This window comes from Spiroplasma endosymbiont of Amphimallon solstitiale (assembly GCF_964030965.1).
In the GTDB taxonomy this organism is placed as follows: Bacteria; Bacillota_I; Bacilli_A; order Mycoplasmatales; family VBWQ01; genus Spiroplasma_E.
Map to the genome: position 1 here is coordinate 269,297 of NZ_OZ034999.1, position 26,073 is coordinate 295,369.

Consider the following 26,073-nt stretch of genomic DNA (forward strand, 5'->3'; position numbering starts at 1 on the left):
GTAACGATGAATTTAATTATTTTAGGTCCACCAGGATCAGGGAAAGGGACACAGTCACAGTTTCTGAAAGAACAATATAATTTAATGCATTTATCAACTGGTGATTTGTTTCGTGATGAAATCACAAAACAATCACCAGTAGGTAAAAAAGCTCAAACTTATGTTAATAAGGGTCAATATGTTCCTGATGAGATTACAAATGAGATTATTAGTAATACTTTAAAAAATATTAAACATAATTTTATTCTTGATGGTTATCCAAGAACAATCTCACAAGTAGCATCATTAGATAAAGTATTAACAAGTTTGAATGAAACGCTTTCAATGGTATTGTATCTAGATATTAATGAAGAAACAGTTATTAAACGTTTGTCTTCAAGGGTTACTTGTCCTCAATGTAAAGCAATTTATAATCTTAATTTCCTACCACCAAAGATTACTGGTATTTGTGATAATGATGGGGTAAAATTAATTAAGCGAATTGATGATAGTGATAAAAAGACAATTATCAATCGTTTAAAAACTTACAAAGTAGCAACGGCACCATTGGTAGATTCTTATCAAGAACGTGGACTGTTAAGAACAGTGGATGCCAACCAAGATAATAGTGATATTAAAAAACAAATTAAATCATATTTATCATCATTAAAAGGAAATAAAAATAATGGTTAGCATTAAAAGTCAAAGTGAAATTCAAAATATCAAAGCTGCTAGTCAAGTAGTAGCACTTATTCATAAAGAGTTAGCAAAGATAATAAAAGTTGGGATAACGGGTAAAATGCTTGATAAAGTGGCAGCACAAATTATTAAAGAAAATAATGCTGTACCTTCTTTTTTAAATTATCATGGGTTTCCTGCCACAATTTGTGTTTCAGTTAATGAACAATTAATTCATGGCATTCCTAATGATAAACCTTTTAAAATGAATGATATTGTGAAAATTGATGCTGGTGCTGCTGTTAATGGTTATCATGCAGATGCTGCCTTTACAATGTGTGTTGGTGGTAAACCAACACCAGAACAAGCAAAACTTATTAATGTGACTAAAGAGTCATTAAATAAAGCAATAGCAATTATTGCACCAGGAGTTAGAATTGGTGATATTAGTAACACCATTCAAACTTATGTAGAAAGCGAAGGCTTTTATTTACCAACATCATATACTGGGCATGGTATTGGTAAAAAACTCCACGAAGACCCAGCTATTCCTAATGTTGGTAAGCCCAACACTGGAATAAAATTGCAGTCAGGAATGACAATTTGTATTGAACCAATGGTTCAAACAACAACTGATAAAATTCTGGTTTTAAGTGATGAGTGAACAGTAGTTGCTGCTGATAAACAGCAAACTGCTCACTTTGAACACACTATCCTAGTAACTAATGATGGATGTGAAGTACTAACAATACTTAATGAAAATCAAAAAAATAATGAGGAATGTAATTAATGGCTAAACCAAAACAAGTAGTTAAACCCAAAGTTCAAAAAGTAAAAAAAACTAATGATAGTACTATTGAATGTGAAGGTATAGTAATAGAAGTCTTACCTAATGCTAGATTTAAAGTAAAGTTGAATGAATATGACTTTACTCCTATTGTAAGACCATCGGGTCGTATGCAAACACATAAAATTAAAATTATCAAAGGTGATCATGTAAAAGTTGAATTATCAACTTATAATTTAACTGAAGGACGAATTACTTTTCGTAACAGAATGGCTACTACACATTTACTGATAAATAAAGATGATGAAAACAAAGAAAACTAATAGTTTAACAGGAGGAAAATGATGAAAGTACAAGCATCAGTTAAAAAAATTTGTGACAAATGTCAACCAATCAAACGTAAAAAACGTAATGTAATCATTTGTAAAAATCCTAAACATAAGCAACGTCAAGGATAGAAATATTAAGGAGGAAAAATAAATATGACATCAAATACTAACAATGCAAGTCGAAGAATTGCGCAAGTAAATATTCCTGGAAATCAACATACAGTAATTGGTTTAACAAGAATTTATGGAATTGGTCGCAGCAAATCTTCAGAAATATTAAAAGAACTAAAAATTGAAGAAACTAAAAAAATTAATGAATTAACAGAAAAAGAATTAAGTTCAATTAGTCAATTAATTGAAAAGAAATATAAAACTGAAGGTGAACTAAGACGTGAAGTGTCTTTAAACATTAAGAGATTAATGGAAATTGGATGTTATCGTGGTATTCGTCATCGTAAAGGATTACCAGCCAGAGGACAATCAACAAAAACTAATGCAAGAACTTGCAAGGGACCACGTAAAACGGTTGCTAACAAGAAAAAAGCAAGTTAATTAGGAGGAAAAAAATAATGAATATAAAAACAACAGTAAAGAAAAAAATTAAAGTTAATCCTAATTTTATTAAAGCAAAAGCATTTATTAAAGCAAGTTTTAATAATACTATTGTTACTATTACTGATCTTAATGGTAATGTTATTGCTTGATCAAGTGCTGGAGCAGTAGGTTTCAAAGGAACTCGTAAATCAACTCCTCACTCAGCACAGTTAGCAGCTGAAGCTGCAGGTAAAACTGCTATGGAACACGGAGTTAAAATTTTAAGTGTTTTTGTTAATGGAACAGGACTAGGAAGAGAACCATCAATTCGTAGTTTACAAGCAGTAGGTTTTGAAATCAAAGATTTAAATGATGTGACACCAATCCCTCATAATGGTTGTCGTCCACCAAAAAAACCAAGAAAATAAAGTAGGTGAAAATAAAACATGGAACAACAATTTTTAAAACCAAAATTTAGTTTAAACAGTGAAAATAGTGCTATTAATTACAGTGAATTTATTGTGAGTCAATTAGAACGTGGTTATGGAACAACTTTAGCTAATGCCTTAAGAAGAACATTATTATCTTCAGTACCAGGTATTTCTGTATATGCAATTAGAATAAGTGGTGTATCTCATGAATTTACTGCAGTTAAAGGTGTAATTGAAAATGTTTCTGAAATAATTTTAAATGTTAAGGACTTAGTTTTAGCTTTTGATGGTGATATTCAAAAGGACGAAAAAATTGCTAATTTAAAAATTAGTATTACTGGTGAACAAGATATTACTGCTGGAGATATTATTTGTCCAACTGATGTTAGAGTAGTTAATCCAGAATTAATTATTGCTCGAACAACTTCAAGAAATGTTCTTTTTGAAATGGAATTAATGGTAAAGAAATCTCGTGGTTATTCTTCATTTGAGGAAAATAAAAAAGAAATTGCTAATAGTTCAGGCATTATTGCTATTGATTCAAACTTTTCACCCGTTGAAAAAGTTGATTATAAAATTGAACCTGTAACTAAAACATTAAAAGGTATTGAATATGAAAAATTAATTCTTGGTGTACAAACTAATGGTTCAGTTAAAGCAGCATCAGCTATTGCAATGGCAGCTAAAATTTTAATGAGTCATATTGAATTTTTTGTTAATTTAGATGATAATGTTAAAAACTTTGAAGTTATTTCAATTACTAATGAGCAAGAAAATAATGATTTAAACAAAGCCTTAGAAGAATTGAATTTAACTGTTCGTTCATACAATTGTTTAAAACGTGATGGTTATAAAACTTTGGGTGATATTGTAAGTAAAAGTTTAGATGAAATTAAACAAATTAAACATTTAGGTTCAAAATCAATTAAAGAAATTGAAGATTGTGTATCAAAACATAATTTAGAGTTTTCTATTAAAAACTAAGTAAGGAGGATAAGAAAAAATGTCATATATTAACGATATTGGAAGAAATAGTGCTAAAGTAGATGCTGAAATCCGTAATTTAGCAAGTGAATTAATTGTTCATGGAAAATTAGTTTTGTTAGAAAAAAGAGCAAAAAGATTACAAACATTTATTGAACCTTTAGTAACGTTAGCTAAACGTGGTGATTTGCATTCAAGAAGAATGGCAATTGCTAAATTGCGTAAAATTACAACTAAAGAGCATCCAAAGGATGGTGTTATTCCAACATTATTTGGCAATATTGCTGAAAGATATAAAGACCGTAAAGGTGGATATACAAAGTTAATTAAAGTAGATAATAGAACTGGTGATAATGCACCAATGGTATTAATTACTTTTGTTTAATTAAAAATATTAAAGCAAGAAAATTTTTGGAAAGAGTAAAGCATTTTTATGTTTTCTCTTTTTTATATGTTGACAATTTTAAATAAAATTGTATTTTTTAATACAATTATTGATAAATATTTTTTATGGTATTTTTATTATTTCAATGTTATATTACATATATAAGTTTTATTTTATAATTAAAACTCCTTATTTTTATAAGGAGTTTTTAGTTTCTTTAATAAAAAGTAAAACTTATATATTTGATCGGGATAGTATTTGGATTATTTGTATATAAAACAATAATTATCAAAAAAATATCAGTCAATCATTAAAATTATTTTTGTAAAGAAATTTACTAGATATAGTAATTTTTAAATATTTATCTCAAATAAAGGAGAAAAAATATGAAAAAAATGATTGTTGCTAATGCACAAGGTATTGTTGAAGAAAATCTTACTAAGGAACAAAAAGTACTTAATCATTCTAAATTTACTCCAACAGGAATTTTTGTAGTTAAAGGATCAAAAATAACAATAAAATTATTAGAAAATGATGAATCTTTACTTAGCATCTTTATTGGACAATGAGGAAGTTATAAAAATTTAAATGATGGTCAAAGTTTAAAACCAAAAGAGTATGTTATTAATGAAGAAAATCAAACTATTATTTCTGAAATAGATGGTATGTTGTATCTATATAATAAAAATGAATATACTGATTATGAAGTATTGATTACTGCTGAATCAGAAATTGAATCAGAAATAGAAGATTTAACATTTGTTTCTAGTAAAATAATAAATGAAGAATATAATGAAATATTAAATAATAACATTAATTCACGATTTGCTAAAATTGTTGTTGAAGATCCAATAGAAGTTCCAACATTTGTTGTTGATACAACAACAAATGAAGAATTTCAACAAATGTTATATGATAATATAGAATCACCATTTGTTGAAATTATTGGAGAACATGTTTTTGGAACATTTCAAATGGAACTTGCAAAAGAATTATGAATATATGAAGATCCTAATAACTATAATATTAATGAAACATTTACTCGTTTAGATAAAGTTTATGAATTAACAAGTACAGTTAGTGGATTAAATTTAGAATATAACTTTAATTTTGTAGAAAAGTAATGATACATGATAAAGTGTTATTTTTAGAGAATTTTTACACTAAATAATGTTACTTTTAACAAATTTTTAATTAAAAATAATATTTTAAGTGTAAATTGATGAATAATTTTTGATCATCCATACTTTTCTACATAATTAAAAAATAATTTTTGGTCATCCATACTTTTCTACATAATTAAAAGAAGGGAGTTTCCCAAAAAAGTAGGAAATTAAATTACTACATAATTAACTTATTTCCAAATGAATTATTTTAAAAATCATTAAAATTAGACAAAATTACTCTCTTTTCTTAAAACATTAAATTTATATTTTATATTCGACGTATTTAAAAAAATAAAATATACATTTTATAAGTTAAATTAAAATTATCAACAAGGAAAAAGACAAGAAATAATCTTGTCTTTTTTTGTAATTGTAAAATTTTAAAATTTTTATTATTAACACCCTTTAAATATCTACTACACGCAGTGACCAAGTAAGAGAAAGTTAATAATTCCTGAATTGTAAATATAAATGGGACAGTTTTTTAAAATAATTGTATTAAATCTATTGGTCTTTTATAAGATAGTGATTTTCTGGGTGTAGAATTAATTTGAAATGCTATAGTATTTAAATCTTTTTGTTTATATGAAGATAGATCTGTAGATTTTGGTAAATATCTTCTTAAAATACCATTATTATTTTCATTTAAACCTCTTTGACAAGGTTTACCAGGATCTGCAAAATAAATCTTAACATTACAATTTTTTTCGATTAATTTTCATTTACTAAATTCTTTACCACGATCAAAAGTAATAGTTTTAACTGTTCCTTTTTGTAACTTTGAAATAAATTTTATTATACTTTTTGTAATATTTTCTGATTTATTATTTTTAGTTGCTAAAGGAATTGTGGTTTTTGATCATATATCAGCTAAAGTAATAATAGAACTTTTATGATCTTTACCAATGATAGTATCACCTTCTAAATGACCAAATTCTTCTATATTTTTAATATTAGGAATGATTAAATTTCTTTCATGAATAGACTTACAATTATTAATTCTGCCCCTAGTTTCTTTTTGTTTGTGAGGTTTATTTTTTCCTTTTCTCAATAAGTTATTTTCATCAAAACCCATTCGATTTGTTTTAAACATGTTATATAAAGTTTTTGTTGAAATACTTTTTATTTTATTTTCCTTTAAAAAATTAGCAATTATATCAAGAGCATAATTTTTAGTAATTAACAAATGATTAATAGTATTAATTTCTATTAAAGTTAAAATTATTAATTTTCTACCTGCATTTTGTTTATTTTTTTGAATTTTATTCAATATTTCTAATGGTAATAAGTTTTGATTTAATAATCTACAAACTCTATGTACAGTTGATTTACTATAATCAATGGCTTTTGCTATTTTACGAATCGAAAATCCATAACTTTTATATTCTTTTATTGCTATTATTGATTCAATAGTCAGATACTTATACATTGTGCTAATTCCTTTCTTTTCTTAATTATAGAATTAACACAATTTAATTTTTATATAAGTGTCCTTTTTAATTTTACAATTCAGGATTTTATAAAAATTTAAAAGTGTTATCTAGCAAGTATAATATATATTTAATAAAGTTTATATATAATATAAATGAAAAACTAAATATAGTTTTCAATCCATTATTTTTTTTAAAAAAATAATCGATTTTTTTTATTTTGAAAGGAAGATTTTGATGCCAGTTACTGAACAAGAAAAACGTAAAAAAGAAAGTTCAGAAATAAAAAAAGTAATTAAAGCCTTTGAAAAAGAAATCGAAGAAAATGATAAGCAAATTAAAAATGAAAAAAAAGAAATAAAAAAATGAGAAAAACTAAAATTAAATATTAATGATGAAAAAAAAGATTTAAGTAAAGAAATTAAAAAACTTAAGATAGCTTTAAATGAAATTAAAAATAAATTAAAGGAAAAAAAAGAAAAAAATATTAAATATGAAGAAAAAGAGGTAAAGTTTAAAGAAAAAGATTTAATAAAATTAGAAAACTTAAGAAAAGAAATTGAAAATAAAGTTGAAGTAGAAGAAAAGCAACAACAACAAATACAAGAAAATATAACAAAATTAAAAGAAAATAAACAAGAAATAATAAATGAATTAGAAGAATTCAAAAAAAATGAGAAAGAAATGGAGGAAGAAATAGGCAAATTAAAAGAAACCATAGTTGATGATGATAGTAATGCGAATCTTTTGATTAAAGAAAAAGAGAAAGAAATATTAGAAGTAAGATTAAAAATTGCTAATTTATCTACTAGTTTAAAAAGAAAAGAGAAAGAAATAACATTATTAGAATTTGAAGAATTTAAACATAAACAAATTATTTTAGAAAATAAAGAACAATTAATAAAAGCAAATCATAAATTATATTCAAATAAAAAAACAGAAAATGAAGTTAAAATAGCAGAATTGGAGATCAAAAAAAACAAGAAAATTTGTGAAATATATGAATTACAGCATAAACTAAATATAGTGGTTATAGATGATGCAAATATTAATTCAAAAATTTTAAGTTTACTTTTGACAATATGTAGGCTTGAAAAATCTTCTATAAAAATTGCAAAAGAAATTACAACAAAAAAAGATGTCTTAAAACGAATAAAAAATAATTCATTAGAAGAATCAATAGTAATTTCACCAGAAGAAAACGCTACTTCTGTTCAGCAAAATGCAAAACCATGATTTAAACGTATATATAAACCATTTACTAAACTTTATAGAGGTAGTAAACAAAAACTTACATTAGGATATTATCAAAGAAAAGAAAAATCTTTAGAAGCGGAAATTAGGAAATTAGAAGCTGAAAAATTAAAAGATTTTTGAAATAAATTTTGATTACTTATGAGCTGTGGTTGTTATAATAATCATGGCAAAACAACAAGAAAAATAGAAGAAAAAAAACGAGAATTAAAAGATATTAAAAAAGAACTAGAAAAATTATCAAAAAATAATGTTTCAAATAATGATCCGCAACCTTCAACTTCATCAGCAGTACCCAGCTCATCTAAAAGTTGAAGTGACAAATTATTGAAATCAACAGAAGAAGTAACAAAAAATGATTCTTTATTAAAAGAAAATTCTAAAAATCTGGATATTTCTTTACATTAATTTTATAGAATAGAAATTTATATAACTTTAATTTATAAACTAAATTTTATTAGAAAATGAACAATAATTTAACTTCAATTTTGAACAGATATTGTTCATTTTTTTTATAATTTTTATAAATTATAAATTGATATATATAAAATTACTGTTATAATTTTACTAGCATAATATTTAAAATGGAGTTAGAAGTAATATGAGTAAATCTAAAATTTCATTAAGTTTAAAAAATGTTGAATTTCGTTATAAACCAGAATACAATAACGCTGTTGATAATGTTAGTTTTGATATTAATCATGGTGAATATATTACTATAATTGGTCATAATGGTAGTGGTAAGTCAACACTTTCAAAAATTATTATTGGTGTTTTACACAAACAAAAAGGTACAATTCAATTATTTGGTGAAACAATTACTAATAAAAACATTAAACAATTACGTCGTCACTTAGGTATTATTTTTCAAAATCCTGATAATCAATTTATAGGTTCAACTGTTCGTGATGATATTGCTTTTGGCTTGGAAAATCATTTAGTTGAACCCAGTGATATGCCAGCAATTATTGACAGAGTTTCTAGGGCAGTGGGTATGGAAAAATATTTAGATCATGAACCACTATGATTATCTGGTGGTCAAAAACAACGTGTAGCTATTGCTTCAGTTTTAGCTTTAGAACCTGATATTATTATTTTTGATGAGGCAACTAGTATGCTTGATCCAAAAGGTAAACGAGAAGTTAAAGAAATTATGTTAAAATTACAAGAACAACGCAATAAAACTATTATTTCTATTACTCATGATATGGATGAAATTATTAATGCCGATAAAATTATTGTTATGAATAAAGGTAAATTAGTTCGTTATGGAACTCCATCTGAAATATTAAAAGAATGAGAGTTTTTACAAAGTATTCATTTAGATATTCCTTTTGTTTTAAAAGTATCGTTAGGTTTAAAAAATAAGGGAATTAATATTAATGAAACATTAAGTGAAGAGGAGCTGATTTCTAGCTTATGTCAATTAAATTCAAAGAAGTAAGTTATACTTATTCTCCAAAAACCCCTTATCAATATCAAGCATTAAAAGATATTACTATTGAAATTGTTGAACAAAAAATAGTTGCTATTATTGGTGAAACTGGTAGTGGTAAATCAACTATGATTCAACATATTAATGGTTTATTAGTTCCAATGGCAGGTTCAGTTGCTATTAATGATTTTATTATTAAGGCTAATCAAAAAAAAATTCGTGATATTAAAAAAATACGTAAACAAATTGGCTTAGTTTTTCAATTTCCCGAATATCAGTTATTTGAAGAAACTATTGAACGAGATATTATGTTTGGACCAGTTAATTTTGGTGAGAAAAAAGATAAAGCACGAGAGTTAGCAAAAAAATATATTAATTTGGTTGGATTAGACGAAACATACTTATCAAGAAGTCCATTTGATTTGTCTGGTGGTCAAAAACGAAGAGTTGCTATTGCTGGTATTTTGGCATTACAAGGTCATACTTTAATTTTAGATGAACCAACAGCAGGACTTGATCCCGATGGTGAAAAAGAATTAATTAATTTATTTTATGATTTAAATCATAAAGAAAATAAAACTATTATTTTAGTAACTCATAATATGAATCATGTACTAATGGTTGCTGATGAAGTTATTGTATTACATAATACACAGATTTATAAAAAAGCAGATCCAATTACTATTTTTAGAGATAAAAAATTAATTACCGAAACCGGAATTGAGCCACCAAAAATTTATAGTTTTTTATATAAATTAGAAGCAGCAGGATTTGATACATCAAAAATTACTGCTAGAAGTGATTCAGAATTAATTGACCAGTTATCAAAAATATTATCCAAAAAAAATAGCAATAAAAAGTAAGGAGTAATAAATAATGAAAGTTAGTTTTGGTCGTTATTTACCTTTAAATTCAATCATTCATCGTGTAGATCCAAGAATTAAATTACTAGTTTTAATTTGTTTAATTGCTTCACTTTTTTTTCATACTGGTTTTGAAGGTTACGCTCTTATTGGTTTTACTGTTATAACAATTTTCTTTTGTGCAAAATTACCTTTTATGATGTTATTAAAATTAATGCGCCCCATTTTATTTATGGCATTTATTTTATTTATAATTAACTGTTTTTTAACTGATGGCCCTAATGTAGGAATGATTTGACGTTGGCATGGTATTAAAGTATCGTATAAAGCTATATTTGTTAGTATTTATATTGCTCTTAGAATTTATTTAATGATTTTAATTACAACAATTTTAACAACCACAACTCAACCATTAGATTTAACATTAGCATTAGAAGATTTAATGTTACCACTAAAATTAATTAAATTTCCAGTACATATTATTTCAATGATTATTTCTATTGCTCTTCGTTCAATTCCTACATTATTAGATGAAGCGGGCAGAATTTTAAAAGCGCAAGCATCACGTGGTGTAGATTTAAAAAATGGTCATTTTAAAGAAAAAGTTAAATCGTTAGTATCATTAATTATTCCCTTATTAGTTTCTTCATTTCAAAAAGCAGAAGATTTAGCATACGCTATGGATTCAAGGGGTTATGATCCACAAGGTAAAAGAACACGTTTTCGTCAATACCATATTGATTTTAAAGATATATTTTTCTTTATTATTGGTGTAGGATTATTAGCATTTCTTATATCTTATACTTATCATCCAGAAATATTTTGAAGAATTCCATTTATTGATGATTATTATTCACAATAATATATAAAAAAATAATTAAATTTTTATTTATATATTTAGAAAATATTTGTAATTATATTTTTCTTAAGTATAATAATTTTATAAACTTAATATAGTTTTTAACCCGTTGTCTTATTTTAAAGTATATGGGTTTTTATTTTTTTAAAAGAGGAGAAATTAAGTATGTCTAGAGAATGAAAATTTGAAAGAAGAGATTTTGAAGAAAATCAGAAACGTATTGAAAAAGAAATCCAAAAAAGAATAAAACAAAATGAAGAAAAAAGAAAATTAGAAAAGGTAAAAAATTTACAAGAAGAATGTAAAAGAGCTGAAGAAGAAAAATTAAAAAAAGAAAATAAGCTTATTAAAAAAAATAAAAAAAGTAAAAGACACAAAAATAAAAGACATAAAAATAGAAAAGAAGTAAGCGTTTTAAAAGAAAAAAGAAAATTAATATTTTTATAAGTTTTATTTATTTAACTAAGAATACTAGTAATATTTCTTATTTTAGAATAATTATTTATTTTTGTTTGATTTCAAAGAACTACCATTATTATTTGTGATAATTTTTCAATCGTGTTGATTTGTTATGATATAAAATATGTTAATTTTACAAGAGTTTTATCTTTATTTTCAGTTTTATTAGATAAAATATTTTCAGCAGGAACACTATTAGAAGGCTATTACTGTGACTAGTGTTTTAATCAGTAAACTTCCTAATTTCTAAATATAGTATGGCTTAAAAGTGTATTAGGATATACACACATAGAAAAGGTATTAAGAGTATTTAAATCAATTATTATGATTAATTATTAATTTTAAATTGTGTTCTAATTGTTAATAGTAGCATTGTTTTTTATTATTGTTACTGTTATATACGAAAATTAGATGATTATTTTTGTAGTTTTATGAAAAAATATTAAAAAATCATAAATTTATTGTATAATATTTAACGGTTTTACTTATAGAAACTAATATGGCGACTGTGGCGTAGCGGTCTAGCGCATCAGTTTGTGGAACTGACATTCGCGGGTTCGAATCCCGTCAGTCGCCCCATTTAATAAAATTATGTTTTTTACTACTCCTTTTTGGAGTTTTTTCTTTTTTAAATAAATATTATTATAAATTTATTTTTCGCTTTTTATTTACTAAATAAATAATGGTATAATTATTATGTTTTATGATTTGCAGAAAGTTGAGGTTTAAATGTATATGTACCTTAAAGAAGGGCAAATACTTTCAATTCATGCATATAAGCATAATGGCGATTTATATCGTAGTTGAAATAATTCAATTGTTTTAGAAGATACTGAAAAATATTTAGTTTTAGTAAATGAGAATGTAACAATTACTGAAATTAATGGTCGTAAATGAACAACCGTTGATCCAGCAATTTGGTTATTTTTTAAAAATGATTGATACAATATTATTTGTATGATTCGTAATGATGGTGTTCAATATTATTGTAATATTGCCAGTCCCTTTATTTTAGATTCGCAAACAGTTAAATACATTGATTATGATTTAGATGTTAAAGTATTTCCTAATCGTTCTTATAAACTGTTAGATTTGAAAGAATTTAAAACTAATCGTCGAATATGAAAGTATCCAATACCTTTACAAAATATATTATGACAAAATATAAATAAATTAAAAAAAGGAATTAAGAAAAATGAAATTAATTTATTTAATGATGATGTAATTTTAAATTATTGAAAAAATTATCAAAACCAAAGTTTGCAAAAATAGTAAGAACATATGTTCTTACTATTTTTGATATTAAAACTTTTTCTAATTAAATTTATTTTTTATAAAATAGGTAATATTTTTGCATAATTATGTTCTTTCATAATACTGTTTATATTACTTTTTTTACTTTTATCTTCAATACTATTATTTATATTTTGAATATCTATATTATTAAATTGTATTTTCTTTTTGTAATTATGATAATTAATAGCATATGTTCTTAATTTTTTTATTTCTTTAAACATTAAGTTTTTTATTTCTTGTTCAATTTCTTTATTCATTTTTTACTCCTTTTAAAAATAAAAACCTATTTACTTTAAAAATAAAGTAAATAGGTTAAAAACAATATTTAGTTTATAGTTATTTTTAACATCTTTTTGAAAATTTACAATTAATATATATATATATATATCAAATATATTAATTTTATTTAGAGATTGAATATTAATTTTTGTAAACTATTTTCATATATTTTCATATTTTTTGAAATAATGTTTTAGTAAATTTAATCAATTATCTAAAGGACGTATGAGATTAACCCTTAGAATTATGAGTAACATTAACAATATAACTGCAAATTCTATGATTTGTTAATTAAATTATACCATAAATTTTAAAAATATTAAAAAATATAATTACAAAATTACATTTAAACAACACAAAAATTCTAATCTTAAAATTAGAATTAAAAAATATTAAATTTTAACTTATTAAGTACTATTAAGATAACTTCTAGAATTTAAATAATTTGCTTTTGCTATTAACATATTATTTAATGTTTGATAATTATATATTTTTGCTCCATTAGTTAAAGATTCCTGAATTGTAAATATAAATGGGACAGTTTTTTAAAATAATTGTATTAAATCTATTGGTCTTTTATAAGATAGTGATTTTCTGGGTGTAGAATTAATTTGAAATGCTATAGTATTTAAATCTTTTTGTTTATATGAAGATAGATCTGTAGATTTTGGTAAATATCTTCTTAAAATACCATTATTATTTTCATTTAAACCTCTTTGACAAGGTTTACCAGGATCTGCAAAATAAATCTTAACATTACAATTTTTTTCGATTAATTTTCATTTACTAAATTCTTTACCACGATCAAAAGTAATAGTTTTAACTGTTCCTTTTTGTAACTTTGAAATAAATTTTATTATACTTTTTGTAATATTTTCTGATTTATTATTTTTAGTTGCTAAAGGAATTGTGGTTTTTGATCATATATCAGCTAAAGTAATAATAGAACTTTTATGATCTTTACCAATGATAGTATCACCTTCTAAATGACCAAATTCTTCTATATTTTTAATATTAGGAATGATTAAATTTCTTTCATGAATAGACTTACAATTATTAATTCTGCCCCTAGTTTCTTTTTGTTTGTGAGGTTTATTTTTTCCTTTTCTCAATAAGTTATTTTCATCAAAACCCATTCGATTTGTTTTAAACATGTTATATAAAGTTTTTGTTGAAATACTTTTTATTTTATTTTCCTTTAAAAAATTAGCAATTATATCAAGAGCATAATTTTTAGTAATTAACAAATGATTAATAGTATTAATTTCTATTAAAGTTAAAATTATTAATTTTCTACCTGCATTTTGTTTATTTTTTTGAATTTTATTCAATATTTCTAATGGTAATAAGTTTTGATTTAATAATCTACAAACTCTATGTACAGTTGATTTACTATAATCAATGGCTTTTGCTATTTTACGAATCGAAAATCCATAACTTTTATATTCTTTTATTGCTATTATTGATTCAATAGTCAGATACTTATACATTGTACTAATTCCTTTCTTTTCTTAATTATAGAATTAACACAATTTAATTTTTATATAAGTGTCCTTTTTAATTTTACAATTCAGGATTTTAAAAAATGATATACATCACTTTCTGCACTACAACCTATATTTCAATCAGCATTTTGATTAATAATTCCTTGTTCATTATTTTTAAAATAATTATAAGTTTTTTTAGTAACTTTATTATGATTATTTTCTAAAATAGTAATTAATCCATTATAATTACCATTTGAAAAAGTAGTTGTTACATCTAAATACTTTGTTCAATCAAGTGCTTTCTTTTGATGTTTACCACGAACATTAACAAAAGATTTTCATAAATAACTATAAGCATGATATTTGGCAATGTTTAGTAATCTGTGTAACTTACAAAAATAACTATGTTTAATTAATTCTAGTAAATATAATTAAATGACTAGAAAGAGTGAGTTACAGATGGCTAAAAAACAAAATATTAATAATAATGATCCAATATCAAAAGCAGTAGATTTATTATTAGAAAATACTGAAGATTTAACAACAGTTTTTAAAGAAGGGGGTTTATATAAAGAATTAACAAAACGTTTAGTTGAAAAAATGTTGAATTCTGAAATGCAAAATTATTTAGGATATGAAAAAAATCAACATAGTAATACTGAAAATGCTCGTAATGGTACAAGTTCAAAAAAATTAATAACTCAACAAGGTAAAATTGAGATTGATGTACCAAGAGATCGCAATAGTGATTTTACTCCTGTAATAGTTGCAAAAAGACAGCGAAGATTTGATGGTTTTGATCAACAAGTGCTTTCACTATATGCAAAAGGTATGACTCTATCTGACATTAGAATGCAGTTACAAGAGTTATATCATGGTGCTGATATTAGTGAAAGTGTTATTAGTCAAATTACTGATGATGTTATTGATGATGTCAAAACATGACAAAATCGACCATTAGAAAGCGTTTATCCGATTGTTTATTTTGATTGTATAGTAGTTAAAGTTCGACAAGATAAACGGATTATTAATAAATCAGTTTATATAGCATTAGGAGTTGATTTAGAAGGTAAAAAAGATGTTTTAGGCTTATGAATTAGTGAAAATGAAGGTGCTAAATTTTGATTAGCTAATTTCACAGAAATGAAAAATCGAGGCTTAAATGATATTTTGATTGCTTGTAGTGATAATTTAACAGGCATGTCAGAAGCAATACAAGCAGTTTATCCTAAAACAGAACATCAATTATGCATTGTTCATCAAATTCGAAATAGTTTAAAATATGTTTCATACAAACATCGAAAAACTCTAGTTACAGATTTAAAACCAATTTATAGTGCATGTAGTGAAGAACAAGCAATGCAAGCTTTAGAATCATTTGAAAGTAAATGAAATAAACAATATCCCCAAATTGCTAAATCTTGATATAAAAATTGAGAAAATTTGATGATTTTTATTAGTTATCCTGCAGAAATCAAAAGAGTAATTTATACAACAAATGCTATTGAATCTGTTAATAGTCAATTACGAAAAGTTATTAGAAACAAAAAAGCTTTTCCTAATGATATGTCAGTTTTTAAAATATTTTATTTAGCAATTGAAAATATAACAAAAAAATGAACATTGCCTATTCAAAATTGAAATACAGCAATTGCTCATTTTATGATAAAATTTGAAGACAGAATTAATCTGAACTAGTACTTTGTAAAACAAAGATACACAGATTTCCTTTAATTTTGTAGAAAAGTAATGATACATGATAAAGTGTTATTTTTAGAGAATTTTTACACTAAATAATGTTACTTTTAACAAATTTTTAATTAAAAATAATATTTTAAGTGTAAATTGATGAATAATTTTTGGTCATCCATACTTTTCTACATAATTAAAACAGATTTCTAAAAAGCCTCGATTTTTTAATAAATTTTGATAAAAATAATAAAACAATAGTAACAATTACTCCACTAGCAACTTCTCCACTTAATACTGCTGATATTACTGTTGTAGATAAATTCATTTTTTATTCCACCTTTTCTTTTTTTATTTTTCTTATTTCTTTTTCTATTTTTGGTAAATATCAAATAATAATTAATATTAAAATTGGTATTATTTTAATTATTAAATTTAATATAAATTTAATTCTTGGTGGTGCTTTATTTGGTAAATGATGTAATCCAAATCCACCAATACTAGGTATAATTGTTAATCAAATAGCATTACCTCAATTATGTTTTCAATCTACATGTTCCATACCTAATTTAGTAAATGATAATCAATTAGGTAATATTATTGTTTGTGGTAATGTACTTCATAATGTAATAATTAAAGATATTAATATAAATGATAATAAATTAATTGAATCTAACTGTTTTTTTCTTAATTTTTGAATATCATTTAATAAACTAAAATCATATATTTTTCTATCTTTAATATAATCTCTTCTACCGCGAGTAAAAGGAATTAAATAACTAGTTTTTCACTCTGGTTTTTGAATTTCCATTTAACCACCTACTTTCATGTTTTATAAAAATTAGAATTTTGTTTAATTTTTATATATTTTCTTGTATGTAAAGAATTTTTTAATAATTGTTTTCTTTCATATCTTCATTGATTACTTCCTATTTCATTTTTTGATAAACTTTTATATTCTTTTAATTTAAAAAAACCTTTTTCTAATCTATTAATAAAATGCATAGTTTTTTGAACATTAATATTATTAGGATAAATTACACTAGTATCTTGAGAACCATAATATTTACCTTTTTTTGCTAATTCACTTTTAACATATTTTCTTAATTGACTTGGTAATCATTTTCTATTTCAAAATTTTCAAAATATTGTTCCAGCACCAGAACCATTTTTACCTTTTGCTTGTGTCATTAATATTCATATTTCTTGTGGAAATGCTGGATAAGTATAAGGACCATATCATAATTGTCTTTTATCATTATCACTTTGAAATAATGTTGTTAAAGTCCCAATTTTTAAATTTTTATTATCAACAATAAATCTTCCTTTTTTAAATCATGAACTTGATAATACTTCTCATGCATTATCTGGGATTTCTTCTTCATTTTCTTTAAATAAATTATCAAATTTATTTACATAATTTTTAACTGTTCTAATTTCTGTTGGCATAATAGAATTTTTAAAACTATTTATTGGATTTTTAAATTTATTAATTTCATTTTGTAATATAGATAATTCACTTGGTTTTAATATACTTGTTAATTTTTTAAGTATATTTGGATTAAAAACACTATATGGTTGATGTATTTCTTTTTCACTAATATTTTCACTATCAAATACTGCTTTTAATGATTGATTTTTATAATAAGTTTTTAAAGCATTTATTAATGCTAATTTAATATCATTACTTACTAAAGCATAATATATTCATTCAATAATTAAAGGTAACATTATAAACTCAAATGATTATAATCTCAATTTAATGAAGCATTATCGTGATTTAATGGTACTTCACTCATATTATCACTACCATATTGACTAGTTGTTTCACTATTAATGGAAAATCTATTATCATTATTAATTAAATGTGCTATTTCATTTGTAAAACTAGTTTCTTGCATTTCTACATCAAATTTTCTTTCCATAGGTAATAAATTATGAATAATTTCACTTGCACCAGCAATTATGGTAGGTACTGCATAAGCATTATTAAAATCATTATTTATACCCATTGCTACACCACTTGAAATTAAACATCCACCAGTAGCCATATTACAAATCTTTCTTATTGCTTCAAATTTATTAGGTATTAATTCTAGAATTCCATTAATAAGATTTGAAATACCATAAGCATTTAATGAAATATAAGTATCTCAATCCATTAAATGATTATTAGTAGTATTAGTAGTACTTAATAATAAATCTGGTGGAAATGGGTCAACAGTTGTTGTAGTTATTGGACTTTCTGTTGGATTAGGATTAATGGAAGAGTTAGTAAACTTACTATAATTTGCTAAACCAATTGTTCCTAAACCTAGTAATATTTTTTTACTACTATTAATTAATTTAGTTTTATTACTTGGTCTTTGATTTAAATTTCAAATATCTAAACCTAATTTTTTACCAAATAATAAACTATTAATTGAACCTAATACTGGATTTGCAATTACTTGACCATAATAAGCACTTGTACCTATCATTGCTGATAATGGACTAATTGAAGAACGAATGATTTTTAATAAAGTATAATTATTTAATTGTATATTCTCAGAAATTGGCATTTTTATTTTCTCCTTTTAATAATTGATTAGTTTTTTTAATTTGAATTCTAACTGTTCCTTGACAATTTATATTATTTCCAACACATATAGCAAAATTATCATGTACATCACTTACTATAAAATAATCATTTCTTAATTTAGGATATTCATCTAATAAAATTGCTCTTAAATCATTACTACTAGTTAAATCTTCTGGTTTTGGTGAATAAATAATAATATGTGCTTTTTCATCAAAATATTTATAAATATATTCCATAATTATTTTTTAGTAAATTCTAAATTTACTACTCCATAATAATCTGTATTATTACCAGTCATAGTAACATTTGTTGATGTAATATTACTAAATGTTGCTTTACCTTTTTCATAACCATTATTACCAGCATTTAATATTGCATTTTCTAATTCATCATTAGTAGGAGTTGCACCAGTCATAGTTATTTTTCCTAAATTTCTATAATAAATAACATCTTCTAAATTTAATTTATTTATATCATCATATAAAGTTGATTGATAAGTTGCATTTTCATTTTTTGGATTAGTTAAAAAATCTTTTTTTCTTGCTTCTTTTATTTCTTCAACTGTAGGCATAGTTGGTCTAATTAAATACATTAAATTAGGTCTAATAGCACTTGGTAATGCAAATAAACATTTACCAATAATTTTAATATTATCTGTATCATTATCTAATTTTTGTCTTATTTTAGTAAATGAAATAGGCATACCTCACATATATCTATTAACTACAAATCCATGTGTATTTTTTAAACTATAATCTTTTTCTAAATGCATTGCTTTTTCAGTATCATGAATAAATTCTTGTTCTAAATAAAAACTTTCTCAAAATTCCATACCAGCAATTAAACTTGTATATCTTCTACCATATGCTAATGTATCTGCTGAAATTTGACTATAATTTAAAACAGTAAATGCTTTTGATAAACCTAAATTACTATCAATTCCAGTTGCTCCCATTAAATCTTCTCTATTTGTTCCTAAAGTAATATAATTTACTAATTTAATTAATTTATTATTTCTTGCTCAAATTTTATAATATGCTTCTTTTGCTTGTTCTGCATTCATATTAATTAAATCTAAAGGTAATACTAATGATTTAGCAATAGCATAATCTTGAATACCATTTAAAAATATTAATTCTAAGTTTTCACCTAAATTTCTCATAAAACTTGCTGTTCAATTTGAAACAATTTGTACTGCAATATCTTTTGGTGCTTTCATAAATCTTTCAATATCAAATTCTGGAATTTCAAAATCAATTGTTAAATATTTATTAATTTCTAATTTAGTTGTATATACTTGACCTTTTTGTCTTTTAGTTCCATTTTTTCAATCTCATGTTGAACCTCAAAGTACACGAACTGTTGCTCTATAAATCGCTATAGCAACACCAGCCATTTCACCAATTTGAGTAGCACTACAAGTTCCACGCATAAACATTGTTGATTTTTCACTTGTTAATTCACCACGTACTTGTGCTTCAAGTACACTTAAAATAGCATTTTCTGTTGGATTATTACCTTTAATAAAAAATGCTTCAGGTATTTTTATTGCTCCCATAATAAAACTTCTTTCTATTTATTAATAGATTGAAAAGCTTCATTTCTAGTAATTTCAACTAAATCTTCTAATTCTTTTTTATTAGTCATTCCTTGTGTTATTGCTTTATTTTTTAAATCTTGAGCAATTTTAAAATGGTCTAATGAATTATTATGTAATTGTAAAATTAAATCAGTAGGATTAATTGAATTATCTTGTTGTTTATTTTCTTGTTTAATAGGTTCTGTTTTATCAATTAAAAATTCTTTATAATCTTCATTTATTTTATTAAATGCTTCTTGTTTAGATAAAGATTTATAATTATCAGTACTCATTAAATTTTTAATTAAATTTACTTTTTTAGTATCTTTAATATTTGAAAATAATTGTTGCTCTTCAAAACTATTAATTTTATTTTCATATTCTTTTATTTTTGTTTCATATTCATTTAATTTAGTTAATTTAGGTTCAATATCTTTTTTACTTTCAGCATATACTACATTTCTATGTTGTTTTAGTAAACTTTTAACATCATCTAAACTATAATTCTCTTTTTCATCAAAAGTAAAATCGCTCATACTTTTAATCTCCCTTGTTATTAAATTTTAATAATTCACTTGGTTAATAGGTCACTTTTATATATGTTAAATTAACATATTCACTTTATTAAATTATATCATTTTTATCATTTAAAATAAAGAAAAAAACCTATATTTATTATAGGTTTCTAATCATCATTTTCTATTTTTCTAGGTTCAGAAATATTAATAATTATATTACTATTATTTGCTTCTATATCTTGATTATCTATTAAATCATCAAACATATCTCTATGATTTGTTCTTAAATAAGCTCAATCATATTGAGGTACTTGTGTAACATTTTTTAATCGTGCAATTCCTATTTTAAGACATGCTTTATCATATTCTTTAAGAAAATCTTTTTGTCATTTTGTCGACCTTCTTCGGCAATCAAATATATATTTATTATCCACATTTAAAATATAATTTAATTCTTGTTTAGTACATTTTTTTAAATTATCTTTATTTTCTCTTAAATATTCTTGTATCTTTTCTTTATAATTACCTAATTCTTTTCTTTTTGCTGGCATATTTATCACCTATATTCAATATTTATATATTAATTATATCATTTTAACTAAATCATTTTCCAACACTCACCAGTTAATTATTGTTATACTTAAAGTTATGTATTTAGAAAGGGATTAATATTATGAATTTTCTAGAAAATGAACTTAATTATGATGAACTTGATAATCAAATTATTAATAATGGTTTAAATTATTTCACAAATCTATTAAAAGCATATGATGATTTTTGACATCAAAATATATATGATAAAAGTAAACATAAATATGTTAAAACTGCTCCAAGAAGTCCAAATACTCAATATGGTAAAATAAATAATTTTTATCGTAGAGGTTATTTAATATTAGAAACTAATAAATATTATTATCCTTTAGATGATTATATAAAACTTAAAAAAAGAAAAAGAACACTTACTAGTTTAGAACATACAATAATAAAAAATTCAGGTAATGGTAAAAGACAATCTGATGTTCAAGATATATTAAAAAATAGTAATTTTTCTAAAACATATATGACTAATGTAATGAAAAATGCAGTAATAAATGTTCAAGAAATAAAAGAAAAGAAAGTAGTATTACCAAATGAAAAATTATTTATAAATATGGATGATTGTTTTATATCTTCATTATTTAATAATAAAAAACAAAAAAATCGTATTCGTACAATTAGTGCAAATAAAGGTAAAGATTTAGAAAAATCTACTAAAAGTAGAAACGTTTTAAAAGATAAAAAAATTACTTATATGAAAACTAAAAATGGTCAAAGAATTAAAAGACAAGAATTAATTGATAAAATTTATGAATTTCTTGATTTACAATTTTTTTATAATAAAAGTAGTTTAGTATTTATTGGTGATGGTGCACCTTGAATTAAAACTACTGCTAAAAAAGAAAATATTCCTTATGTAATTGATAGACATCATGCATTTAAAGCACTTAAAAAAGGATTTATTATTAATAGAAAAGTAGATAATAAAAAATTAACAAATGCATATAATTTATTTGTTAATGGTGAATATTATCAATTATTAGATTATTTAAAAGAAAATAATGTAAATGAAGAAATATATAAATATTTTAAAAATAATAAAGATGGTGTTATAAATCAAAAAGAAAATTGAAATCAAGGAGTTTGTGCTGAAAGTGATGTATCACATCTTGTTAAATCTTTAAAAGGATATGGTGCTAAAATTTATAATGATAAAGTACTTGATAATATGCTTATAATTAATTCAGCAAGAATTAATAAGTTAAAACTTTTACTTTAATATTTTAAAACTTAATAAATCTAAACCTAAATAGTTAGGAATTTTCAATTTATAAAAGTTAATAAAATCTATATTAAGACTTGACATTAACCCTTTTTAGGGTTATAATATTATTAATAATTAATAATTTAAAGTTGTCTTTTATTTAAAGAAAATTAAATTATAACTATTAACTTTATTCACCCTAATTAGTATTGCTAGTCTTGGCAATGGAGTAATAACTTTAGTATTAGGATTATCATTTGTTTTTATTGGATTAAATGGTGGTTTAGTTGCTTGTGGATCATTATTTGGTTTAATTAGTGCAAAAAATATTATAAATTTATGAGATGCAAAGAAAAAGTAGATATAATCTACTATTTGTTATTTATGTATTTACTTCATGGTAACTGTAAATTTGTTAATGTATAATGCATTAATTGTCGATGTATGTTAATAATTAAAACGTTAAATATTGTTACAATAAGTAAAATTCATCAATGATCGTTTAAAGTATTAAAATAATCAAGTTTGCTTTTAAAAACGGCAGTTTCAACTAACATAAATAATGCATTTAAAATGAAAAAAATTAATCAACCAAAACTAAATAGAATAATTAGATAACGATAAAATTTAGTTTGAAAAGTACTACCTTTGACTTTAATTTGATAAACTGTTTCATAAGTATAATGATTAATAGAAAAAGCAAACAAAATTAATAGAATTAAACTATTTATGCCAACTATTAATAAAATATTAATTATTTTTTCGCTAGTAGTATTTATTAAAATTGAACCTATTATTATAAATATAATTTGAACAATTAATCACAAAATGCTAACATAAAAAAAACTTTTTTTTGTTCAGTATTTAATTAATTCATTTTCCATTTTGTATCACCATATTAATTTTAGTATATTTTATGCAAATATAGAATAAAATTTATCTTTTTATAATTTTTCATAACATAATAAGTTTGGGAATAACTAAAATTAGAGAGGGAAATAAAATGGCAATTGAAGTAGAAATTAGGCGTATACGTCTAAGACTTGGTTGAACGCAAGCATATTTGGGGAAATTAGTAGGTGTTCGTCAAGCAACAATTAGTAGAATTGAGAGTAATGCTAAAAATTCTTCATGAGGAATAATTCATAAAATTCTTTTAGCATTATTAGTAGATATGAATGATATAAAAGGTTTTACGCATGATTTTGTATTAAAAGAAAATGATTTTGAACTATTTATTAAACTGTTAATGGCTAATTCACAATTAAAAACTAATATTTTATATAATCCTGTTCATTGTGCACGAATTATGATGCATATAATAGAGGAATTATTAATTTTGATGAAAAATATGGTAAAAATAAAGTATAAAAAAATTGTAAATAAATATTAATATTTTTACTGTAGTACATTTTTTTTAATTATGTAGAAAAGTATGGATGACCAAAAATTATTCATCAATTTACACTTAAAATATTATTTTTAATTAAAAATTTGTTAAAAGTAACATTATTTAGTGTAAAAATTCTCTAAAAATAACACTTTATCATGTATCATTACTTTTCTACAAAATTAAAGCATTTTTTTATTTATAGGAGAAATTTATGAAATATTTTTTAAAATTATTAATTATTACTTTGTTAATAAATAGTTCATCAGTAGGATTAATTGGATGTAGTATTCCTAGTGTTGGTGATATTTGAATAATTACTGATGGTGGTGATTTATTTGATAAAGCTTTTAATCAGCAAGTATTAGAAGGTTCAAAAGAGTTTACTAAAACATTTAATGATAATCGTAGTATGATTAGTAATTTACCCGGTAATGAAGTTTGAAAAAATAAAAGAATGAAAACGCGTTGAATTATTTCACGAGATAGTACCGTTTCAACTTTACAAAATAATTATAATTTAGCAACATTTGCTGGCGCTAAAACAATTATTGTTGTTGGGTTTAATCATCTTGGTGCATTAACAACAGCTATTCAAAATCAATATAAAAAGTTAGGTGTTCGTTTTATTTTAGTTGATGCTAAATTAGAAAAACCAGTTGATGTAGCGTGTTTAAGTTATTCAGCAGAACAATCAGGGTTTTTATCAGGATTAGCAGGAGCAATATGATTAGCTGCTAATCATGAAACATATGATGATAATGGTTTAAAAATGTCAACTTTTGGTGGTTTACCAGCTAATACTATTGTTAGTTATATGATGGGTTATTATTGAGGTGTATATTATTTTAATAAATATCGTAATAGCAATGATAATTTATTGGAAATGACTAATGCCATTAGAATTAAAGAGGGTAAGGAAAAAATTGAAAAATGAACTAATAAATTTGATATTCATTTTGATAAAATTGCTAAACAATTTACAGGTAGTTTTGAATCCGGTACAAAATCATCAAAAGCGATAACTTCACAATTAATTGATGGATATAAAGATGATATTGTAATGCCTGTTGCAGGAGCACAAACAATTGATTTAGTATCAGCTGTTAAAAACTCTACTACTAATAGCAAAGCAAAAATTATTGGTGTCGATGTTGATCAAAGTGTTCAATATAGTTATGCTAAAGATATTTTTATTACATCAGCTTTAAAAGGAATTCATAAGTCAGTTAATACTTGATTATGACATTCTTTTAATTTAGATTATAATGAGGATGGTATTAAACCTATTAATGGTGAACAATACTTTGATGGCAGCATACCACAACCAGCATTAGGTGGTCAGCAATATCTTGGAATTGCTAATAATGATTCTATTAGTGCTATTTATAATAACTTAATTATTGATAGTAATGATTATTGACGTTTAGCACAAAAAATAACTGATGCTTATAATAAATTAGTTGCTGATTTAGCTAATGATTCTACTCGTGATAAGTGAGAAAATGCTTGAAAAAATTATGTTGATGAAAGTGTTGAAAAGTATAAACCACAGTTTTAATAAAACTTTACTATATATTTTAAAAAATTTATAATTATTCTTGAATTTTTAAAGAATAAGTTTTATTATCTTATATAATGGTAGTTAGCCATTAAAAGGAGAAACTAGTGTTTAGAGTTAATTGTGAAAATAAGAAAATAATTAATATTAAATACATATATACTGTATTTTTTAATAGTAAGTTATTCCCACCCATTTATTTTCAAAATTTATTTATACACAGTTTTATTTTATTTTGAATAATTGAATTAAGAAAGCAATGTTTTTGCTTTCTTTTTTTATATTTTTTTTATATAAATATTTATATATAATTGTAGGA

The 26,073-nt window shown here is 23.3% G+C and carries 32 protein-coding genes and 1 tRNA gene; 20 read left to right on the plus strand and 13 right to left on the minus strand.

Going from position 1 to position 26,073, the window contains the following annotated elements; translation table 4 throughout:
- Nucleotides 1–6: 6 nt before the first annotated feature.
- From AAHH39_RS01665 to AAHH39_RS01705, 9 genes are all read left to right on the plus strand, one after another.
- Nucleotides 7–672 carry an adenylate kinase gene (locus AAHH39_RS01665; RefSeq protein WP_342218609.1) on the plus strand — a complete coding sequence of 222 codons (666 nt, stop codon included), beginning with the start codon at nt 7–9 and terminating at the stop codon, nt 670–672.
- Nucleotides 665–1,447 carry a type I methionyl aminopeptidase gene (gene map / locus AAHH39_RS01670; RefSeq protein ID WP_342218610.1) on the plus strand — a complete coding sequence of 261 codons (783 nt, stop codon included), beginning with the start codon at nt 665–667 and terminating at the stop codon, nt 1,445–1,447. Before AAHH39_RS01665 ends, map begins: the two co-directional genes overlap by 8 nt.
- On the plus strand, nt 1,447–1,767 hold the full coding sequence (gene infA, locus AAHH39_RS13220; RefSeq protein WP_425288911.1) for a translation initiation factor IF-1: 321 nt from the start codon (nt 1,447–1,449) through the stop codon (nt 1,765–1,767). Before map ends, infA begins: the two co-directional genes overlap by 1 nt.
- 21 nt (nt 1,768–1,788) lie before the next feature.
- Entirely contained in the window at nt 1,789–1,902 is a 114-nt protein-coding gene (rpmJ, locus tag AAHH39_RS01680; RefSeq protein WP_342218611.1) for a 50S ribosomal protein L36, read from the plus strand.
- A 24-nt stretch (nt 1,903–1,926) separates the two neighbouring features.
- Entirely contained in the window at nt 1,927–2,325 is a 399-nt protein-coding gene (gene rpsM / locus AAHH39_RS01685; protein WP_174480910.1) for a 30S ribosomal protein S13, read from the plus strand.
- A gap of 17 nt (nt 2,326–2,342) precedes the next feature.
- Complete coding sequence (gene rpsK, locus AAHH39_RS01690) at nt 2,343–2,735, plus strand: 30S ribosomal protein S11 (protein ID WP_342218612.1); 393 nt, start codon at nt 2,343–2,345, stop codon at nt 2,733–2,735.
- Between the two features lie 18 nt (nt 2,736–2,753).
- On the plus strand, nt 2,754–3,722 hold the full coding sequence (locus AAHH39_RS01695; protein WP_342218613.1) for a DNA-directed RNA polymerase subunit alpha: 969 nt from the start codon (nt 2,754–2,756) through the stop codon (nt 3,720–3,722).
- A 19-nt stretch (nt 3,723–3,741) separates the two neighbouring features.
- Nucleotides 3,742–4,107 carry a 50S ribosomal protein L17 gene (rplQ, locus tag AAHH39_RS01700; RefSeq protein ID WP_252319218.1) on the plus strand — a complete coding sequence of 122 codons (366 nt, stop codon included), beginning with the start codon at nt 3,742–3,744 and terminating at the stop codon, nt 4,105–4,107.
- 386 nt (nt 4,108–4,493) lie between these two features.
- The gene (locus AAHH39_RS01705) at nt 4,494–5,231 is read left to right on the plus strand and encodes a M60 family peptidase N-terminal accessory domain-containing protein (RefSeq protein ID WP_342218614.1); all 738 of its coding nucleotides are present in this window, start codon (nt 4,494–4,496) and stop codon (nt 5,229–5,231) included.
- 23 nt (nt 5,232–5,254) lie between these two features.
- Here the strand turns inward: AAHH39_RS01705 and AAHH39_RS01710 are convergent, their stop codons facing one another.
- Nucleotides 5,255–5,392: a hypothetical protein gene (locus AAHH39_RS01710; RefSeq protein WP_342218615.1), complete on the minus strand. Its 138-nt coding sequence runs from the start codon at nt 5,390–5,392 to the stop codon at nt 5,255–5,257.
- A 365-nt stretch (nt 5,393–5,757) separates the two neighbouring features.
- Nucleotides 5,758–6,702: an IS30 family transposase gene (locus AAHH39_RS01715; RefSeq protein ID WP_342217458.1), complete on the minus strand. Its 945-nt coding sequence runs from the start codon at nt 6,700–6,702 to the stop codon at nt 5,758–5,760.
- A 238-nt stretch (nt 6,703–6,940) separates the two neighbouring features.
- On the opposite strand from AAHH39_RS01715, the gene AAHH39_RS01720 reads away from it, so the two are divergent.
- The 7 genes from AAHH39_RS01720 to AAHH39_RS01750 all read left to right on the plus strand — a co-directional run bounded on the left by AAHH39_RS01720 (nt 6,941) and on the right by AAHH39_RS01750 (nt 12,845).
- Nucleotides 6,941–8,365, plus strand: coding sequence for a hypothetical protein (locus AAHH39_RS01720; protein ID WP_342218616.1), 1,425 nt, complete (start codon nt 6,941–6,943; stop codon nt 8,363–8,365).
- 193 nt (nt 8,366–8,558) lie between these two features.
- Complete coding sequence (locus tag AAHH39_RS01725; RefSeq protein ID WP_342218617.1) at nt 8,559–9,401, plus strand: energy-coupling factor transporter ATPase; 843 nt, start codon at nt 8,559–8,561, stop codon at nt 9,399–9,401.
- Complete coding sequence (locus AAHH39_RS01730) at nt 9,377–10,255, plus strand: energy-coupling factor transporter ATPase (protein ID WP_281748539.1); 879 nt, start codon at nt 9,377–9,379, stop codon at nt 10,253–10,255. The genes AAHH39_RS01725 and AAHH39_RS01730 overlap by 25 nt, the downstream gene beginning before the upstream one ends.
- A gap of 13 nt (nt 10,256–10,268) precedes the next feature.
- Complete coding sequence (locus AAHH39_RS01735; protein ID WP_281748540.1) at nt 10,269–11,117, plus strand: energy-coupling factor transporter transmembrane component T family protein; 849 nt, start codon at nt 10,269–10,271, stop codon at nt 11,115–11,117.
- A gap of 162 nt (nt 11,118–11,279) precedes the next feature.
- Nucleotides 11,280–11,561, plus strand: a complete 282-nt coding sequence (locus AAHH39_RS01740; RefSeq protein ID WP_342218619.1) for a hypothetical protein — start codon at nt 11,280–11,282, stop codon at nt 11,559–11,561.
- A gap of 514 nt (nt 11,562–12,075) precedes the next feature.
- A tRNA-His gene (locus tag AAHH39_RS01745) sits at nt 12,076–12,152 on the plus strand.
- Nucleotides 12,153–12,302: 150 nt separating this feature from the next.
- Nucleotides 12,303–12,845, plus strand: coding sequence for a DUF402 domain-containing protein (locus AAHH39_RS01750; protein WP_342218620.1), 543 nt, complete (start codon nt 12,303–12,305; stop codon nt 12,843–12,845).
- A 59-nt stretch (nt 12,846–12,904) separates the two neighbouring features.
- Here AAHH39_RS01750 and AAHH39_RS01755 read toward each other — a convergent pair whose 3' ends face one another.
- Together AAHH39_RS01755 and AAHH39_RS01760 are read right to left on the minus strand one after the other, a co-directional pair.
- The gene (locus tag AAHH39_RS01755) at nt 12,905–13,126 is read right to left on the minus strand and encodes a hypothetical protein (RefSeq protein WP_342218621.1); all 222 of its coding nucleotides are present in this window, start codon (nt 13,124–13,126) and stop codon (nt 12,905–12,907) included.
- Nucleotides 13,127–13,693: 567 nt separating this feature from the next.
- Nucleotides 13,694–14,638 carry an IS30 family transposase gene (locus tag AAHH39_RS01760; protein WP_342217458.1) on the minus strand — a complete coding sequence of 315 codons (945 nt, stop codon included), beginning with the start codon at nt 14,636–14,638 and terminating at the stop codon, nt 13,694–13,696.
- Between the two features lie 456 nt (nt 14,639–15,094).
- Between AAHH39_RS01760 and AAHH39_RS01765 the strand changes: the two genes are divergently transcribed.
- Complete coding sequence (locus tag AAHH39_RS01765; RefSeq protein ID WP_342219305.1) at nt 15,095–16,333, plus strand: IS256 family transposase; 1,239 nt, start codon at nt 15,095–15,097, stop codon at nt 16,331–16,333.
- 75 nt (nt 16,334–16,408) lie between these two features.
- Here AAHH39_RS01765 and AAHH39_RS01770 read toward each other — a convergent pair whose 3' ends face one another.
- From AAHH39_RS01770 to AAHH39_RS01810, 9 genes are all read right to left on the minus strand, one after another.
- Nucleotides 16,409–16,582 (minus strand): hypothetical protein, encoded by a 174-nt coding sequence (locus AAHH39_RS01770; RefSeq protein WP_342218622.1) that lies wholly within the window; start codon nt 16,580–16,582, stop codon nt 16,409–16,411.
- Nucleotides 16,521–16,652 (minus strand): hypothetical protein, encoded by a 132-nt coding sequence (locus tag AAHH39_RS01775; RefSeq protein WP_342218623.1) that lies wholly within the window; start codon nt 16,650–16,652, stop codon nt 16,521–16,523. Before AAHH39_RS01775 ends, AAHH39_RS01770 begins: the two co-directional genes overlap by 62 nt.
- Before the next feature lie 3 nt (nt 16,653–16,655).
- Entirely contained in the window at nt 16,656–17,135 is a 480-nt protein-coding gene (locus tag AAHH39_RS01780; RefSeq protein WP_342218624.1) for a hypothetical protein, read from the minus strand.
- An 8-nt stretch (nt 17,136–17,143) separates the two neighbouring features.
- A complete protein-coding gene (locus AAHH39_RS01785) occupies nt 17,144–18,055 on the minus strand; it encodes a hypothetical protein (RefSeq protein WP_342218625.1) in 912 nt (303 codons plus the stop codon).
- Complete coding sequence (locus AAHH39_RS01790; RefSeq protein WP_342218626.1) at nt 18,055–18,885, minus strand: hypothetical protein; 831 nt, start codon at nt 18,883–18,885, stop codon at nt 18,055–18,057. Before AAHH39_RS01790 ends, AAHH39_RS01785 begins: the two co-directional genes overlap by 1 nt.
- A complete protein-coding gene (locus AAHH39_RS01795; RefSeq protein WP_342218627.1) occupies nt 18,854–19,141 on the minus strand; it encodes a hypothetical protein in 288 nt (95 codons plus the stop codon). The genes AAHH39_RS01790 and AAHH39_RS01795 overlap by 32 nt, the downstream gene beginning before the upstream one ends.
- 2 nt (nt 19,142–19,143) lie before the next feature.
- Nucleotides 19,144–20,463: a hypothetical protein gene (locus tag AAHH39_RS01800; RefSeq protein WP_342218628.1), complete on the minus strand. Its 1,320-nt coding sequence runs from the start codon at nt 20,461–20,463 to the stop codon at nt 19,144–19,146.
- A gap of 14 nt (nt 20,464–20,477) precedes the next feature.
- Complete coding sequence (locus AAHH39_RS01805; protein WP_342218629.1) at nt 20,478–21,020, minus strand: hypothetical protein; 543 nt, start codon at nt 21,018–21,020, stop codon at nt 20,478–20,480.
- Nucleotides 21,021–21,169: 149 nt separating this feature from the next.
- Nucleotides 21,170–21,553, minus strand: coding sequence for a hypothetical protein (locus tag AAHH39_RS01810; protein WP_342218630.1), 384 nt, complete (start codon nt 21,551–21,553; stop codon nt 21,170–21,172).
- Between the two features lie 122 nt (nt 21,554–21,675).
- On the opposite strand from AAHH39_RS01810, the gene AAHH39_RS01815 reads away from it, so the two are divergent.
- From AAHH39_RS01815 to AAHH39_RS01825, 3 genes are all read left to right on the plus strand, one after another.
- The gene (locus AAHH39_RS01815) at nt 21,676–22,818 is read left to right on the plus strand and encodes an Mbov_0401 family ICE element transposase-like protein (protein ID WP_342218631.1); all 1,143 of its coding nucleotides are present in this window, start codon (nt 21,676–21,678) and stop codon (nt 22,816–22,818) included.
- A 988-nt stretch (nt 22,819–23,806) separates the two neighbouring features.
- Nucleotides 23,807–24,196 carry a helix-turn-helix transcriptional regulator gene (locus tag AAHH39_RS01820; RefSeq protein WP_342218632.1) on the plus strand — a complete coding sequence of 130 codons (390 nt, stop codon included), beginning with the start codon at nt 23,807–23,809 and terminating at the stop codon, nt 24,194–24,196.
- A gap of 211 nt (nt 24,197–24,407) precedes the next feature.
- Entirely contained in the window at nt 24,408–25,754 is a 1,347-nt protein-coding gene (locus AAHH39_RS01825; RefSeq protein ID WP_342218633.1) for a BMP family ABC transporter substrate-binding protein, read from the plus strand.
- Nucleotides 25,755–26,073 lie beyond the last annotated feature (319 nt).